A 17360-nucleotide genomic window follows, 5' to 3' on the forward strand; every position below is an offset into this window, starting at 1 on the left:
CGTGCTGTTTTCATTTGATGGTGCATTTTCACGCACCTCAAACACGACTCTCAAATCCCCGCAGTAACACGCATTGATATCCGCGCCGCCTTGCATTGTTCCCCAAACGCATGCACGAGATAGTCGATTGCACTACACTCGCAATCACCAGTTCATTTATTAATCCGGACAACGGTCCTTATTTGCACCTTGCAGAAAATAAATTTCAATCAGCGTACAAGACTGCAACAGCATCCTTAAAGAGATCAAATGAATACGACCATCAAACTCACTTCCTTTTCCCACGGCGGCGGTTGCGGCTGCAAGATCGCGCCCGGCGTGCTGGCTGATATCCTCAAGAACTCAAGCGGCTTTCCGGTTCCCAAGGAGTTGATGGTCGGGATAGAAACCTCCGATGATGCTGCCGTCTACAAACTCAATGATGAGCAGGCACTGATTGCGACTACCGATTTTTTCATGCCTATCGTTGATGATCCTTATGACTTTGGCCGCATCGCAGCGACCAATGCGATCTCCGATGTCTACGCGATGGGTGGCACGCCGATCATGGCACTCGCGCTGGTCGGCATGCCTATCAATCAGCTACCACTGGACACCATAGGCCAGATCATCAAAGGTGGCGAATCCATCTGTGCCGAAGCCGGTATTCCGATCGCTGGTGGCCACACCATCGATTCGGTCGAACCTATTTATGGCTTAGTCGTACTCGGCCTGGTCCATCCATCCAAAGTCAAACGCAATGCCGATGCCAAAGCGGGCGACAAACTGATACTCGGCAAACCACTGGGTGTAGGCATACTGTCTGCGGCACTAAAGAAAAACGTCCTGGATGACGCTGGCTACGCCGCGATGATCGCCAACACTACCAAACTGAATAAACCCGGCATGGCTTTATCGAGACTGGATGGCGTGCATGCGTTGACGGACGTCACCGGTTTCGGCCTGCTCGGCCATTTGCTGGAACTGGCGCGCGGCGCAAATCTGACGGCGACGCTGCAAATGCCGTCCATCCCCTTGTTGCCTGGCGTGCTGCAACTGGCTGAGCAAGGTTGCGTCACCGGCGCTTCAGGCCGCAACTGGGATGCCTATGGTCATGATGTGACATTGGCAACGGGTGTCAGCGCCGTAGAAAAAGCCTTGCTGAGCGATCCGCAGACTTCGGGGGGGTTGCTGGTGGCCTGCGATCCGGCCGCAGTGGACGAGGTATTGGCATTATTCCAACGCGAAGGTTTTGCCCATGCGGCGGTCATAGGGGAAATGTCGCCAGGAGCTGCCAGCGTCGAAGTGCAGGCCTGAAAACGGCCTGCCTTTTGCACATAGACAAGAGCGAAACCAGGCCTGGCGCGGCCTGGTTGCATTATCAAATCTACAACGCAACACTGCGCTAAGCTATATCGGGCTTGACAGTGCGCCCCTGCATCACCTAAAGTTAGCCCTATGTTTTCTGCACACCACATTCCTTCCGCATCCAAGCACATCGCTGGCATCTCGCTATCGACGCTGCTATCGCTACTACTAGCTTAGTAGCGTGCCCCTGTGTTGCCCGCAACACACCAGTAATACCGTCGCAGTAAATACAGCAGTACAACCGAGTTATCCGTAACCATCATGCCTATCAAGCCGATTTCAGCAGTGCGCATCAATGGCGATTTGTTCGCCGGGATGAGCTTCGCTCGTTCATTGGCTTTGCTATTGCTACCGATCGGTTACCTGACCTAGCGCACGTGGCAGTCAGGTAGCCCATCGCCACCCCTGACGCTTACCCCGATTGAACGAAGAATTTAAGGACTTATCATGATGTTGACTAACCCGGCTGCGAAATACCGCGCCTTCCCTCCCGTGCAACTCAAGGACCGCACCTGGCCAAACCGCGTGATCAGCACACCGCCGATCTGGATGAGCACCGATTTGCGTGATGGCAACCAGGCTTTGATCGAACCGATGAACCATGAAAAGAAGCTGCGCTTCTTCGACATGCTCCTGAAAATCGGCCTGAAAGAAATTGAAGTCGCCTTCCCTTCCGCTTCGCAAACCGATTTCGATTTCGTGCGCAAGCTGATCGACGAAAAGCGTATCCCGGACGATGTCACCATCGAAGTCCTGACCCAGGCACGCGAAGATTTGATCCGCCGTACCGTGAACTCCGTAGTTGGCTCACGTCGCGCCATCGTGCATATGTATAACGCGACGGCACCTGCATTCCGCCGCATCGTTTTCAATATGTCGAAAGAAGAAGTCAAGGCACTCGCGGTCGCCGGTACCAAGCTGATCCGTGAATTGACCGATGCACATCCTGAAACTGAATGGGTATTCCAGTATTCGCCGGAAACCTTCAGCATGACCGAACTCGATTTCGCCAAGGAAGTCTGCGACGCCGTATCCGAAGCATGGCAGCCTACACCTGAGCGCAAGATGATCATCAACTTGCCAGGCACGGTTGAAGCCAGCACCCCTAACGTCTACGCCGACCAGGTTGAATGGATGCATCGCAACCTGGCGCGCCGCGACTCCATCATCCTCAGCGTGCACCCACACAATGACCGTGGTTGCGCAGTCGCTGCTGCCGAGCTGGCAGTGATGGCTGGTGCCGATCGTATCGAAGGCTGTTTGTTCGGCAATGGCGAACGTACCGGCAACGTCGACCTCGTCACGCTTGCACTGAATCTTTATTCGCAAGGCATCAATCCTGGCCTCGACTTCTCCGACATCGATGAAATCCGTCAATGTGTGGAAGAGTGCAACCAGATCCCGGTCCATCCGCGTCACCCATATGTCGGCGACCTGGTCTATACCGCCTTCTCCGGCTCGCACCAGGATGCAATCAAAAAAGGTTTTGCCAAACAAAAGCCGGATGAAATCTGGGAAGTGCCATACATGCCGGTTGATCCGGCCGATCTCGGCCGTAGCTACGACGCCGTGATTCGCGTCAACAGCCAGTCCGGTAAAGGCGGCATGACTTATTTGCTCGAACAGGAATATGGCCTGGTCTTGCCACGCCGGCTGCAAATCGAATTCAGCCGCGCCGTGCAACGCATCACCGATGAAACCGGCGGCGAAGTCGCAGCCAACGACATCCACACCATCTTCAACAGCGAATACCTGAACGCGGTCACGCCTTACCACTACCGCAACCACCACATCGACGACTCGAAAGACGGCGAAGTGCAAATCAAGGTAGAACTGGAAAAAGATGGCCAGCCGGTCTCGATGGAGGGTAGCGGCAACGGTCCTATCGACGCCTTCATCAATGCACTCGGCCTGAACATCAAATTGATGGATTTCCATGAGCACGCAATTGGTGCAGGTGCCAGCGCGAATGCCGCCAGCTATGTAGAACTGCGCGTCAACAACGGCGTCACCCGCTTCGGTGTCGGTATTGATGGCAACATCGTCACAGCCTCCTTCCGCGCCGTACTGAGCGCGGTTAACCGTGACATCGCCCTGGCCAGCTAATCAGCTACGTCAGCAAACAAAAAGCCGCTGCCTGTCAGCGGCTTTTTTACGCCTGTAAATTGACACCTGGCACGAAATACGGCAAGGTCACCTCACCTCCAGTTTCCACGGTAAGTCGTATGCGCCGGATTTTCCTCTTACCTGTAATCCTCCTGATCGCTGCCTGCGGCACCTTGCTCAGCACGCAGCTGGACAGCCTGTACGGCCCGCCCGATCCGACCCGCTTTGACGTGCCCTTGAAGCCAGCAGCCGACGCGTCCTATCTGCAAACCATACAACCGATACTCAACCAGCGCTGCGTCGTCTGTCATGCCTGCTATGACGCTCCGTGCCAGCTTAAAACCACCAGCTGGGATGGCCTGGCGCGCGGCGCCAATAAGACCACTGTGTACGATGCGTCGCGCCTGCTGGCGGCAGATCCTTCGCGCCTCTACATCGATGCGCAAAAACCTTCGGAATGGCGCCAGCGTGCCTTCTTCCCGGTCATGAATGAACACATGTCTACGCCGGAAGCGAATCGCGCGGTAGGTCTGATTCATCGCATGCTGATGCTGAAAAAGCAGCATCCGTGGCCGGCAGAAGCCGACCAGCACAGCAAGCTGGATATCTCGGCAGACCGCGCCAATATGTGCCCGACCGATTTTGAAATGGCAGCCTACGAACGCAAGGAGCCACTGGCAGGCATGCCTTTCGGCCTGCCCGGCCTGTCGCCGGAAGAACATCGCAAAGTGACGACATGGCTGGAACAAGGCGCGCCGTATGAAGGACAGCCTGCGGTACCGGCAGCAGTAACAGCCAAGGTTCGCCTGTGGGAAAAGTTCCTCAACGGCGACACGCTGAAGGAGCAGCTGTTCGCACGCTATGCCTACGAGCATCTATTCCTCGCGCACCTGTACTTCGGTGACGGCATCAGCAACGACAAGCTGCGTAACTACTTCAAGCTGGTGCGCTCAACTACACCGCCGGGACAGCCTGTCAACATCATCGCGACAGCAAGGCCGGTCGACGATCCCCAAACCAGCCGCGTCTACTATCGCCTGGTGGAAGAACGCGAAACCATCGTTGCGAAAACGCATATGCCATATCGCCTCGATGCAAAGCGCATGGCACGCTGGCGTCAGCTCTTCTTTGCAGCACCGTATGACGTGAACAAGCTGCCGGGCTACAGTGAAGAAACCGCGGCCAATCCATTCGCCACCTTCGCCCAGCTACCGGTCGGTGCGCGTTATCGCTTCATGCTGGATGAAGCGGAATTCACCATCATGGGTTTCATCAAAGGCCCGGTATGTCGCGGCCAGGTCGCGCTGAATGTGATCCAGGATCAGTTCTGGGTCACCTTCCTCGCACCTTCCGACAACTATGACAAGGATGTCGACGCCTTGCTGCAGCAAAGCTCGGAACTGGCACGCCTGCCGACAGGCAACCGCACGACCGGCATCCTCGCGCCGTGGCTGGCTTACGGCAAACTGGAAAACGAATATCTGAAAGCACGCTCCGAGTTGTTGGCCAAAGTCATCAAGAAGCCGGCTGATGTGAACCTCAATCTGATCTGGGATGGCGACGGCAACAACGACAATGCCGCACTCACCGTATTCCGTCATTTCGACAATGCGAGCGTGGTCAAAGGCTTTGTCGGTGACACACCGAAGACTGCCTGGGTCATAGGCTATCCGCTACTGGAACGCATCCACTATCTGCTGGTTGCCAACTACGATGTGTATGGCAACGTCGGCCATCAACTGGCGTCCAGGCTGTATATGGATTACCTGCGTTCGGAAGGCGAATCGACTTTCCTGATGCTGCTGCCGAAGGCACAACGCAACGCAGTCCGTGACAGCTGGTATCGCGGTGACAGCCAGTCGGTGCGCGAACAAGTCTATGGCGGACCGGCGACCACCCTGAATGTCGATAGTGGCATACGCTATGCCAGCAATGATCCGAAAAAAGAATTGCTGGAGCTGATGCGCAAACGACTCGCTCCCGTCATCGCTACCAATCTGGACTGGCGCAAACAAACACCGGCATCCTTGCAGGCACCGCTACAAAAACTCGCTGCCAGCAAAGGCCTTGCTTTGCAATGGCTGCCTGAAACTGCGGTACTGGTGGTCGAAGCACCGGATGGCAAGGCACGCAGCTACAGCATCATGCGCAACACTGCACACGCCAGCGTCTCGCATCTACTGGGTGAAAGCAAAGCATTGGTACCCGAGGAAGACACACTGACCCTGACTCCCGGCATAGGCTTCAGCTATCCGAATGCCTTCTATCGCGTCAGCGCGACGGATTTACCGGCCATGGTCACAGCACTGCAAGGCTTGCGCTCGGAACGTGACTACGCCGCCTTTACGCAACGTTGGGCAGTACGACGGGATAACAAGGATTTCTGGGCGTTCAGCGATACGCTGCACCAGCGCTATTTCACTGAGCAGGCACTGGAAGCAGGCATACTGGATTACAACCGACTGGAACTGCGCTAGTCTGCGGCAGGAAGCTAGCGTCTAGCGCGCCAGCCGGATACCGCTGAATTGCCAGCGTGCAGAGGAAGGAAAGAAGTTGCGGTAACTGATGCGCGCATGACCGACCGGCGTCACACACGATGAACCGCGCAATACATACTGGTTGGACATGAACTTGCCGTTGTACTCGCCCAGCGCACCAGCGGCAGTCTGATAGCCGGGATATGCAGCGTAACTGCTGCTGGTCCATTGCCAGCACGTGCCTAACAGCTGCGTTAATTCCACCGAACTCTGAGCCGCATGCTCCCACTCCGCCTCGGTCGGCAAGCGCGCGCCACTCCAGCGCGCATAAGCATCCGCTTCAAAATAGGAAACATGCGTCAACGCCGCGTTCAGGTCGAGCGGCCGCAAACCGTGCAAGGTAAACGCATGCCAGCCACGGTCGTGCTGCCAGTACAGCGGATGTGCGGCTTGCTGGGTCTGCACCCAGTCCCAGCCTTCCGATAACCATAAGGCCGGGTCTTCATAACCACCCGCTTCGACGAAAGCCAGGTATTCGCGATTCGTCACCAACCGTGTCGCCAGCGCATACGCTTCTACAAACTGGCGGTGCCGCGGCACTTCATTATCAAAACAAAAGCCGCCGCCTTCATGCCCGACCTGCACTACCCCGCTATCGAATGACAACCACTCCAATGCCGGTGGCAGGTCCGCCATCGCATAGGGAGTTGCAGCATAGGCTGGCTTTAAGGGATTACGCGAAAACAAATGCAAGACATCGGTCAGTATCAATTCCTGATGCTGCTGCTCGTGTTGCAAACCCAGTTCCAGCAAAGAGTTGATTTCTGCCTGCTGTGATGCCGACCACGTTTGCGACAGCAAAGTCTGTATACGTGCATCCACAACGCGGCGATAAGCCAGCACTTCATCAAATGGCGGACGCGTCAACAAGCCGCGCTGCGCACGTGCATGCTTGTCACCGACACCGTTGTAGTAGGAATTGAAAAGCACACGAAACGCCGGATGATGCGGCTGGAAATTGGCTTCGTAGCGCTCGAGGATGAAGGTTTCAAAAAACCAGGTGGTATGCGCCAGGTGCCATTTGACCGGGCTCGCATCCGGCATCGACTGCGCGGCGCAATCCTCTTCCGACAGTGGCGCGGCCAGCGTCAGTGTATGTGCGCGCACTGCCAGATAACGCGTAAGGCTCTGATGCGGTAGCAGCAGATGGATGGTTTCTGTCTGTACGTTCATTGCAATCCGTCATGTTATTGATAGAACAGTTACGGGATGCCGCTTGCTACAGTCTACTGCTGTCCGACGCAGTTCGCACAATCGCATGTTCAGTTCACATGTGCATGGCACACCATGAACCACTGCTGCGGGTCAGCCCAAAAAGACAGGCGGCCGAATCCTGCCTGCTCCAGCAAATCTGTAAAGCTGCGCTGTGTGTACTTATAACTATTTTCTGTATGGATGCGTGCACCGCGTTCAAAGTGCCGCTCACCTTGCGGCCAGCGTACCGTGAGTGCGGATACAGCTTCCAGATGCATTTCTATCCGGCTTTCCTGCGCATTGAAAAAGCCACGATGCCGCCATGCCTGTACGTCGAAATCCGTACCTAGCAAATGATTCAGATGACGCAACAGGTTCAGGTTAAACGCCGCCGTCACACCCAGCGCGTCATCGTAAGCTGCATCGAGTATCGCCTTGTCCTTGACCAGGTCCACGCCTATCAGCAAGCCACCGTCGTCGTCGCAGGCAGCGCGTATGCGTTGCAGGAACAGCAGCGCTTCATCCGGCGTGTAATTGCCTATCGACGAACCGGGATAAAAGAACAAACGTTTGGCCTCGCGCACGCTATCCGGCAGTAGCAGCTCATGGGAAAAATCCATGCCTATACCGGTCATGACGATGGATGGGAATTGCTGCTGCAAACGCTGCAAGGCATCGCGCAGGAAATTGACTGAAATATCGACCGGCACATATTGCACCGGTTGCAGCACCGGGAACAGGCGCGCGGCCTTGGCGCAATTACCGGCACCGAGATCAATCAGGGTGCTGCCACTGCCTACTGCTTGCGCAATCGCGCTGGCATGCGAGCGAAAGATAAGCGCTTCAGTACGGGTCGGGTAATACTCGGGCAGCTCGCAGATTGCTTCAAACAATTTGGAGCCAAGCGCGTCGTACAGATACTTGGGTGAGGTAAAAGGCTGTGCTGCGCTCAGGCCCGCGAGCAGTTCGTCACGGACATTCTGGTCATTCTGTTCGGTACACTGGATGAATTGCAGCAATCTGCGCTCCCGTGATGCGTGAATCTGAATGACCCCGTTTAGCGATGACAGTTCCGGGATGACAGTTTATTTATCCGGCCAAGATAACGGTTGCAGCTGGATAAGCTGCCCCCATATTGCCTGAGAAGCAGCGCTTTTCGGTATTTTTTACACGGTTTGCAGGAAAAATAGCGCGCCTCGACTGGTGTTAAGCTACGCCTGCACGCCCGCCGCAGCGCAGTATATTAAATAAGCGTTAAATCCTGTGACAGGACGCCAGTTATAGGTCTTCATTCATCAGTACATCAAAACACGGTATCCATGGCCATCCAGACGTCCAGAGAATTGCAAAAAGGTAGTATCGCCACCCTGCGCGGTTTGCTTAAATTTTTGTTGCCTTACAAGAAGCAGTTTGTACTGGCCGGCATCGCGCTGATCGTTGCGGCCGCTGCCACGCTGGCGATACCTTATGCCTTCCGCCAGATGATAGACCTCGGCTTCGGCGCGAACGGCATGCACGATACTTCCAGCATCAATACTTACTTCATCGCATTGTTCGGCGTGGCCTGTGTGCTCGCCATCGCGACCGCGGCACGTTTCTATATGGTGTCCTGGCTGGGCGAACGCGTGACTGCCGATGTGCGTAATGCTGTGTATTCACATGTGGTCACTCAAAGCCCGCAATTTTTTGAGACCACGCAAAGCGGTGAAGTGCTATCGCGCATCACCACTGATACCACGCTGATACAAACCCTGATCGGCACCAGCATCTCGATGGCATTGCGTAATGCGCTGCTGTTCGCCGGTGGTTTGGTGATGCTCTTCATCACCAGCATCAAGCTCTCCTCCATCATTCTCGTCACGCTGGCTTTTGTGGTGCTCCCTATTGTCTGGTTTGGTCGCCGCGTGCGCAGCCTGTCGCGCGATTCACAGGATCGTGTCGCCGATGCCTCGGCACTGGCCGGGGAGATCCTGAATGCGATGCCGACCGTGCAAGCCTATACCCATGAAAAAATCGAAGCGCAGCGCTTCGGCAAAACCGTAGAGAACGCATTCAAAACGGCGATGCGCCGCATACGCGCCCGTTCGCTGCTGACCATGATCGCTATCCTGCTGGTATTCGGCGCGATTGTTTTCGTACTGTGGCTGGGCGCACATGCAGTGATAGACGGCACCATGAGCGGCGGCCAGCTCGGCCAGTTCATCTTGTACTCGGCTATCGTGGCTGGCGCGATAGGCGCCTTGTCGGAAGTACTGGGCGATGCGCAACGCGCCGCTGGCGCCACCGAGCGCCTGCTGGAATTACTGTCGGTACAGTCACCGATTTCATCGCCGGCCCAACCACGTGCATTGCCGCCACGCCGCGCCAATGGTGCGGCACTGACGCTGGACCTGGTGACCTTTCACTATCCTTCACGTCCGTTGACACCGGCCTTGTCGAATCTGTCGGTCGCGATACAGGCCGGTGAAACCGTCGCCATCGTCGGTCCGTCCGGTGCCGGTAAAACTTCATTGTTCCAATTGCTGCTGCGTTTCTACGATCCGCAGGAAGGCGTAATCGAACTCGACGGCATCGATATTCGTGAACTCGATTTGCATGCGCTGCGCAACACCATAGGCATCGTGCCGCAAGACACGGTGATTTTTTCCGCCAACGCGATGGAAAACATACGCTATGGTCGGCCGCAAGCGACGGATGATGAAGTGATCGCGGCTGCCCGTCTGGCCGCCGCGCACGAATTCATAGAACGCCTGCCTGAAGGTTATCAATCTTTCCTCGGCGAACGCGGCGTACGTTTATCCGGCGGTCAAAGACAGCGCATCGCCATCGCCCGCGCCTTGCTGAAAAATCCACCGCTACTCCTGCTGGACGAAGCCACCAGCGCACTCGATGCCGAATCCGAACGCCTGGTACAAGGCGCGCTGGAAGCCGCGATGGTGGGACGTACTACCCTGGTAATCGCCCACAGGCTGGCCACGGTACAACGTGCCGACCGCATTATCGTCATGGAACATGGTCGCATCGTGGAAACCGGCACCCATGCCTCACTGGTCGCCGCTGGTGGCCTGTACGCCAGCCTCGCCGCACTCCAGTTTGGCCAGCATTGAAGCGGTTCTGCTAGACCCGGGCCGGAACCCGTTAAAATAGCGAATTCCCGGGAAATATAGAAATACCTATATTTCTGACAACTCAACCAAGAAAACGGACTACGCATGAAACAGTATCTTGACCTGGTGCAAACAGTACTCGATACAGGCACCTGGCAGGAAAATCGTACCGGCATCCGCACCATCAGCATCCCAGGCGCAATGTTGCGCTTCGATCTGCAAAAAGACGGCTTCCCCGCGATCACCACCAAACGCCTCGCTTTCAAATCAGTGATAGGCGAATTGATAGGATTCCTGCGCGCGACACGCAGCGCTGCTGACTTCCGCGCGCTCGGTTGCAAGGTGTGGGACCAGAATGCCAATGAAAATACCGACTGGCTGAACAATCCTTACCGTACCGGCCCGGACGACCTGGGACCGGTGTATGGCGTGCAATGGCGTCAGTGGCCAGCCTATAAATTGCTGGACGCCGATCAGCAGGCGCAAATCGCCGATGCGCAAAAGCGCGGCTTCCGCGTAGTGTCGGCTGTCAGCGATGAAGGCAAGGACAAGGTCTTGCTGTACAAGGCGATCGACCAGTTGCGTGATTGCCTGGACACCATCATCAAGAATCCGGGCAGCCGCCGCATCCTGTTCCACGGCTGGAACTGCGCCGACCTGGATGCGATTGCACTGCCAGCCTGCCACTTGCTGTACCAGTTCATCCCGAATGCGACCACCAGGGAAATCTCGCTCTGCCTCTACATACGCAGCAACGATATCGGCCTCGGTACGCCATTCAACCTGGCCGAAGCCGCTGCCCTGCTACACGTAGTCGGCCGCCTGACCGGTTATACGCCGAAGTGGTTCACCTACTTCATAGGCGATGCGCATATTTACGAGAATCACCTGGACATGCTCAAAGAGCAACTGACCCGTGAACCACATCCGGCTCCGAAGCTGGTGCTGTCGGACCGGATTCCCGATTACGCTGTCACCGGCAAATACGAACCAGAGTGGCTGGAAAAACTCGAACCGAGCGATTTCAGCCTGGAAAACTATCAACACCACGCGCCGCTGACCGCGCCTATGGCTGTTTAATCAGAAGAGACTATGCCTGCACACCTGACCATCGTCGTCGCTACCGATAGCAATAACGGCATCGGTATCAACAACACCCTGCCCTGGCATCTGCCGGAAGACCTGGCGCATTTCAAGCGCACGACCTCGGGCCACCCTATCATCATGGGTCGCAAGACCTTCGATTCGATCGGCCGTCCGCTGCCGAATCGCCGCAATATTGTTATCACCCGTAATGCAGAGTGGCAACATGCAGGCGTGGAAGCCGTCACCTCGCTGGACGCTGCCAAGGCGCTGGTCGGCGACAACCAGGCTTTCATCATCGGTGGCGCGCAAATCTACGCCGACACGGTGGGACAGGTAGACCGCCTGATCGTGACCAAAATCGACAAGTCCTTTGATTGCGACGCCTTCTTCCCTGCCATAGACCCAAAACTGTGGCAGGAAACCGCCCGTGAACAGCACCATTCAGAGGCCAATGGCTACGATTACGCCTACGTCACTTACGAACGTATCCGCTAATCTGAACGGTTTTGTAACACTGGCGTCACAGTAGGGACGCACTATGCCGCCTATCCTTTGATTGGCGGCTTTTTTCTCCCCAAATCGCACACATATCTGCGAAAATTCGCATTCTTTATCTGACGTACCAGATTAGCTGGTGCGCCGCACTTTTCGTCTTGTTGGAGACCTCATGAAATTTCGCTTCCCCATCGTCATCATCGATGAAGATTTCCGTTCCGAGAACACGTCCGGGCTCGGTATCCGCGCGCTGGCCGAAGCGATCGAGAAAGAAGGCATGGAAGTGCTGGGCGCGACCAGTTATGGCGACCTGTCGCAGTTCGCGCAGCAGCAATCACGCGCGTCCGCTTTCATCCTGTCGATCGATGATGAAGAGTTCGGCGCCGGTTCGTTTGAAGAAACCGATTACGCATTGAAATCGCTGCGTGCCTTCGTCGAAGAAATCCGCCACAAGAACGCCGATATCCCGATTTACCTGTATGGCGAAACCCGCACCTCGCGCGATATCCCTAACGACATCCTGCGCGAACTGCACGGCTTCATCCATATGTTTGAAGACACGCCGGAATTCGTCGCGCGCCACATCATCCGCGAAGCCAAGTCCTATATGGATGGCCTGTCGCCACCATTCTTCCGCGCACTGGTGCACTACGCACAGGACGGTTCCTACTCATGGCACTGCCCGGGTCACTCCGGCGGCGTCGCTTTCCTGAAATCGCCTATCGGTCAAATGTTCCACCAATTCTTTGGTGAAAACATGCTGCGTGCTGACGTCTGTAACGCGGTGGAAGAACTTGGCCAGCTGCTCGACCATACCGGTCCGGTCGCCGCTTCCGAACGCAATGCTGCGCGCATCTTCAATGCTGACCACTGCTACTTCGTCACCAACGGTACCTCGACCTCGAACAAGATGGTCTGGCACTCGACCGTTGCACCTGGCGATATCGTCGTGGTTGACCGTAACTGCCATAAATCCATCCTGCACTCCATCATCATGTGCGGCGCGATCCCGGTCTTCCTGATGCCGACCCGTAACCACCTCGGCATCATCGGCCCGATTCCACTGTCGGAATTCTCGATGGAAAACATCCGCAAGAAAATCGAAGCGAATCCATTTGCGCGCGAAGCGGCGAATAAAAAGCCACGCATCCTGACCATCACGCAATCGACCTATGACGGCGTGATCTACAACGTTGAAACCCTGAAAGACTTGCTGGACGGCGAAATCGACACCCTGCACTTCGACGAAGCATGGTTGCCGCACGCGACCTTCCACGATTTCTACAAAGACATGCACGCGATCGGCAAGGACCGTCCACGCGCCGAGAAATCGATGATCTTCTCGACCCAATCAACCCACAAATTGCTGGCTGGCCTGTCACAGGCATCGCAAATCCTGGTGCGCGAATCGCAAACCGTGAAGCTGGATCAGGACGCGTTCAATGAAGCCTATCTGATGCACACCTCGACTTCACCGCAATACTCGATCATCGCGTCCTGCGACGTCGCGGCGGCGATGATGGAAGCACCAGGCGGTACCGCACTGGTGGAAGAAAGCATTCTTGAAGCGCTGGACTTCCGCCGCGCGATGAAAAAAATTGATCAGGAATGGGGTCAGGATTGGTGGTTCCAGGTCTGGGGACCGGACAGCTTCTCGGAAGATGGCATAGGCTCGCGCGACGACTGGATGATACGCGCCGAAGACGCATGGCACGGCTTTGGCGACCTGGCTCCGGGCTTCAACATGCTGGACCCGATCAAGGCGACCATCGTCAATCCGGGCTTGTCACTCGATGGCAAATTCAGCGAATCAGGTATTCCTGCATCCATCGTCACCAAATACCTGGCAGAGCACGGCGTCATCATTGAAAAATGCGGCCTGTACTCATTCTTCATCATGTTCACCATCGGCATTACCAAAGGCCGCTGGAATACCTTGCTGACTGCGCTGCAACAGTTCAAGGACGACTACGACAAGAACCAGCCTATGTGGCGCATTCTGCCGGAATTCGCAGCTGCGAATCCACGCTACGAGCGCATCGGTCTGCGCGACCTGTGCCAGCAGATTCATGACTTCTACAAAGCCTATGACGTGGCACGCCTGACGACAGAGATGTATCTGTCCGACATGCAGCCAGCGATGAAACCGTCGGATGCATTTGCAAAAATGGCGCACCGTGAAATCGATCGCGTACCTATCGACGAACTGGAAGGTCGTGTTACTTCCATCCTGTTGACACCGTATCCACCGGGCATTCCTTTGCTGATCCCGGGCGAACGCTTCAACAAGACCATCGTCGACTACCTGCGCTTTGCACGTGACTTCAATGAAAAATTCCCGGGCTTCGAAACCGATGTCCACGGTCTGGTCACACGCGAAGTCGACGGCAAACGCGGTTACTTCGTCGATTGCGTCCGTCAATAACAGGGATATGCAATGAAGCCTCGTATCAGCGTCATCACATTAGCTGTCGATGACCTGGAACGAGCGCTGCGTTTCTATCGCGACGGTCTGGGATTGGCCACACAAGGCATCATAGGCAAAGAATTCGAACACGGCGCCGTCGCCTTCTTCGATTTGCAGGCCGGTCTCAAACTGGCATTGTGGCCACGCGCCAGCCTGGTACACGATGCCGGCATCCCCCGCTCTCCCGCCAGCTCCAGCGAACTCAGCCTCGGCCACAATGTCTCATCGAAAGCCGAAGTGGATGCGGTGATGTTGCAAGCCAGGAATGCCGGTGCCGAAATCGTCAAGGCGGCACACGATACTTTCTGGGGTGGCTACGCAGGCTACTTCAAGGACCCCGACCAGCATCTGTGGGAAGTCGTCTGGAACCCGGCATGGGATGCACCGGACTGAACACAGCAGCATCAGTCAATCAGAAATGTTTTATGAAAAAAATCGCACTCTTACTCGCTGCGCTGATCGCTACAGCCAGCAGCTTTGCAGCCGACAACGGCGGTCGTGTCATCAAGAGCGGACTCTTCCCTGCGACCAAAGGCATGGTAGTCGTCGCCGAAGGGGACTATGAACCGCGTGGTATAGGCAGCTACACGCTGCGCGTCTATGCAAAGAATGATCCGGCCTATCCATACGATGAATTCCTCACCGGCACCATACGCCCGCGTAACGGCACGGTGGAAAGCCTGACGTTCGCCGACATCGACCGCGACGGCACACCGGAAATCATCGTCACCACACGCTATGTCGGCAGCGGCAACTACGTCACGGTCGACGCCTTCCGCCTGCGCAAGAAGAACCTGCAACTCGTCACCTCGATTGCAGGCATGGATGCCGGCAAGGATGCGATACAGGCCTTGAAGAAAAAGCTCGGCAAATAAGAAATGAAACAGACGGGTGAGACGCTACTTTCATCCGTTCACACCCAGCTATTCCCCAGCAAAGCCACCAGGCTACCCACCAGCAGCAACCACAGCGGATGGATGCGCGTCTTCCACGCCAGCAAAGCGCTGACGACTGTAATCACGGTCAGTAGCCAGTTGCTATCCGATGCATGTGCAATCACTGCCGCACTGGCCGCCACGATCCCAGCCGTCACCGGCACCATGCCTGACTGTATGTAAGCACGCCACGGTTTATCCTTGAAACGCTCCCATGCGTGTAGCGACATGATGGTCAGCAACGACGATGGACCGAATTTGGCAATCGCAGTCACCAGCATCCCGGCCCAACCCGCCACCTGCCAGCCAACCAGATTTACTATCATCATGTTCGGCCCCGGCGCAGCCTGGCTCAAGGCAAACAAGGCACTGAATTCCTTGGCCGTCATCCATTGATGCACCTCGACGACCTGGCGCTGCATCTCCGGCAGGATGGCATTGCCGCCACCAAAAGCCAGCAGCGACAGTTGCGAAAAAATGAGGAATAAGGCGATCAGGGTCTGCGTCATTTCTTGCTCCTCGCGGTGACCCAGATACTCAGCGGCGTCATCACCAGCATCACCCACAGCAAAGGCCAGCGTAGCAATGCGATCGCGATGAAACAAAGTATCGCCACCAGCGCCATCAAATATTTTCCACGCAGCTGCACGATTATCTTCAGCGCCATCGCCACCAGCAAGCCGGCTGCGGCTGCCGCCAAGCCGGCAAATACATGCGCAACCTGCGCATCATTCTGGAAACGTTCATACAACATGCCGAGCAACACCAAGACTACAGACGGCATTGCGACCAGGCCCATGATGGAAACAAAAGCTCCTCTCACTCCGTGAAAACGCATACCGACCGCGACCGACAGATTAATCATATTTCCGCCGGGCAGAAACTGACACAGACCGAGTAATTCAGTGAACTCGGCTTCACTCAGCCAGCGCTTGTCTTCGACCAGCATGCGATGCGCAAGCGGCAAGGCGCCGCCGAAGGCCATCATGCCCAGCCCCAGGAAGCCGAGGAATAGTTGCCGCAACGTTGGTGCTGCGCCCTGCTCCATCGCGACTTCTGCTGTGTGTGTACTGCTTTCCATAATCTTGCTTCCGTCTCACATCTCAATAGGCGGAAGTTTACGCTTGCCGAGTCATTCAGTCTAATATATGGAATCGTCATTAAGCATACATAAAATATATGTCATCCATAGACCTGCGCCTGCTGCGCTACTTTGTCGTGGTAGCGGAAGAAGGCCATCTGACCAAAGCCGCGCAGCGTATAGGCATACAGCAGCCGCCGCTGAGCCAGCAAATCCGTGCACTGGAAAACGAGCTGGGCGTCACCCTGTTCCGCCGTATGCCACGCGGGATGGAACTAACCGAAAGCGGTCAGGCGCTACTGATCGATGCGCGCCTGATACTGGAGCAGGTCAACACGACGATAGAAGGCGTACGCCGCATCTCGCTCGGTGAAAGCGGCCGCCTCGCAGTCGGCTTCACCGAGTCGGCGGCACTGCATCCTTTCATTCCGGCCGTGATACGCGCGTTCCGGCAAAAATCGCCGGGCGTCATCATGGCGGTCGAAGAAAGCAACACCAATGAGCTGGTCGAGGACTTGCGCCACAATCGCCTCGACGTCGCCTTCATACGCTCGCCTATAGGCAGCGCTGCTGGCCTGAAAATGGAAACCATGCTGGTGGAAGAAATGATCGTCGCGCTGCCGATCACCCACAAGCTGGCACAACGACGCAAGAGCCTGCCGCTGACGGCATTAGCTGAAGATGACTTCATCCTCAACCGTCGCCCGAGCGGTCCCGGCCTGTACGACAGTGTGATCGCTGCGTGCCGTGCGGCCGGATTCAGCCCGCGTGTCGTACAGGAAGCAAAAAAGAATTTATCGACGCTGAGCCTGGTCGCAGCAGGACTGGGAGTCTCTATCGTGCCCGCCTCGATGCGGCACGTACAATTGAAGGAAGTGGTTTACCTGAAACTAGAACAGGCACCCGACTTACGTGCGCCGCTGCATCTGGCATATCGCGATGAAGCGCAATCGGGTGCTGCGGAGAAGATGATTATCGAAGCGAGGAAGCTGGCGCAGCGTTGAA

14 protein-coding genes are annotated in these 17360 nt (G+C 56.1%); 10 read left to right on the forward strand and 4 right to left on the reverse strand.

All coding sequences use genetic code 11. From position 1 onward, the window contains the following. The first annotated feature begins 249 nt into the window (after positions 1 to 249). From selD to IXC47_RS03595, 3 genes are all read left to right on the forward strand, one after another. Complete coding sequence (selD, locus tag IXC47_RS03585; RefSeq protein WP_195874719.1) at positions 250 to 1296, forward strand: selenide, water dikinase SelD; 1047 nt, start codon at positions 250 to 252, stop codon at positions 1294 to 1296. A 498-nt stretch (positions 1297 to 1794) separates the two neighbouring features. Beyond that, a complete protein-coding gene (leuA, locus tag IXC47_RS03590; protein ID WP_195874720.1) occupies positions 1795 to 3453 on the forward strand; it encodes a 2-isopropylmalate synthase in 1659 nt (552 codons plus the stop codon). 119 nt (positions 3454 to 3572) lie between these two features. Then, positions 3573 to 5930: a fatty acid cis/trans isomerase gene (locus IXC47_RS03595; RefSeq protein WP_195874721.1), complete on the forward strand. Its 2358-nt coding sequence runs from the start codon at positions 3573 to 3575 to the stop codon at positions 5928 to 5930. A 21-nt stretch (positions 5931 to 5951) separates the two neighbouring features. Here IXC47_RS03595 and egtB read toward each other — a convergent pair whose 3' ends face one another. Further along, entirely contained in the window at positions 5952 to 7163 is a 1212-nt protein-coding gene (egtB, locus tag IXC47_RS03600; protein WP_195874722.1) for an ergothioneine biosynthesis protein EgtB, read from the reverse strand. A gap of 89 nt (positions 7164 to 7252) precedes the next feature. Then, entirely contained in the window at positions 7253 to 8203 is a 951-nt protein-coding gene (gene egtD, locus IXC47_RS03605) for an L-histidine N(alpha)-methyltransferase (RefSeq protein ID WP_195874723.1), read from the reverse strand. Positions 8204 to 8503: 300 nt separating this feature from the next. Between egtD and IXC47_RS03610 the strand changes: the two genes are divergently transcribed. From IXC47_RS03610 to IXC47_RS03635, 6 genes are all read left to right on the forward strand, one after another. Next, positions 8504 to 10291 carry an ABC transporter transmembrane domain-containing protein gene (locus IXC47_RS03610; RefSeq protein ID WP_175625487.1) on the forward strand — a complete coding sequence of 596 codons (1788 nt, stop codon included), beginning with the start codon at positions 8504 to 8506 and terminating at the stop codon, positions 10289 to 10291. A gap of 105 nt (positions 10292 to 10396) precedes the next feature. Continuing rightward, on the forward strand, positions 10397 to 11371 hold the full coding sequence (locus IXC47_RS03615; protein WP_175625486.1) for a thymidylate synthase: 975 nt from the start codon (positions 10397 to 10399) through the stop codon (positions 11369 to 11371). Positions 11372 to 11383: 12 nt separating this feature from the next. Further along, the gene (locus tag IXC47_RS03620) at positions 11384 to 11872 is read left to right on the forward strand and encodes a dihydrofolate reductase (protein WP_195874724.1); all 489 of its coding nucleotides are present in this window, start codon (positions 11384 to 11386) and stop codon (positions 11870 to 11872) included. 172 nt (positions 11873 to 12044) lie between these two features. Beyond that, the gene (locus IXC47_RS03625; RefSeq protein WP_175625484.1) at positions 12045 to 14297 is read left to right on the forward strand and encodes an arginine/lysine/ornithine decarboxylase; all 2253 of its coding nucleotides are present in this window, start codon (positions 12045 to 12047) and stop codon (positions 14295 to 14297) included. A gap of 12 nt (positions 14298 to 14309) precedes the next feature. After that, positions 14310 to 14732, forward strand: a complete 423-nt coding sequence (locus IXC47_RS03630; protein WP_195874725.1) for a VOC family protein — start codon at positions 14310 to 14312, stop codon at positions 14730 to 14732. A gap of 32 nt (positions 14733 to 14764) precedes the next feature. Then, positions 14765 to 15214 (forward strand): PliI family lysozyme inhibitor of I-type lysozyme, encoded by a 450-nt coding sequence (locus IXC47_RS03635; RefSeq protein WP_195874726.1) that lies wholly within the window; start codon positions 14765 to 14767, stop codon positions 15212 to 15214. Positions 15215 to 15252: 38 nt separating this feature from the next. Here IXC47_RS03635 and IXC47_RS03640 read toward each other — a convergent pair whose 3' ends face one another. Together IXC47_RS03640 and IXC47_RS03645 are read right to left on the reverse strand one after the other, a co-directional pair. Continuing rightward, positions 15253 to 15783, reverse strand: a complete 531-nt coding sequence (locus tag IXC47_RS03640; protein WP_195874727.1) for a chromate transporter — start codon at positions 15781 to 15783, stop codon at positions 15253 to 15255. Then, a complete protein-coding gene (locus IXC47_RS03645) occupies positions 15780 to 16355 on the reverse strand; it encodes a chromate transporter (RefSeq protein WP_195874728.1) in 576 nt (191 codons plus the stop codon). The genes IXC47_RS03640 and IXC47_RS03645 overlap by 4 nt, the downstream gene beginning before the upstream one ends. Positions 16356 to 16453: 98 nt before the next feature. Here IXC47_RS03645 and IXC47_RS03650 point away from each other — a divergent pair, with 98 nt between their 5' ends. Further along, a complete protein-coding gene (locus IXC47_RS03650) occupies positions 16454 to 17359 on the forward strand; it encodes a LysR family transcriptional regulator (protein ID WP_175625479.1) in 906 nt (301 codons plus the stop codon). Position 17360: the final 1 nt, after the last annotated feature.

The sequence above is a fragment of the Herminiimonas contaminans genome (assembly GCF_015645465.1).
GTDB lineage: Bacteria > Pseudomonadota > Gammaproteobacteria > Burkholderiales > Burkholderiaceae_D > Oxalicibacterium > Oxalicibacterium contaminans.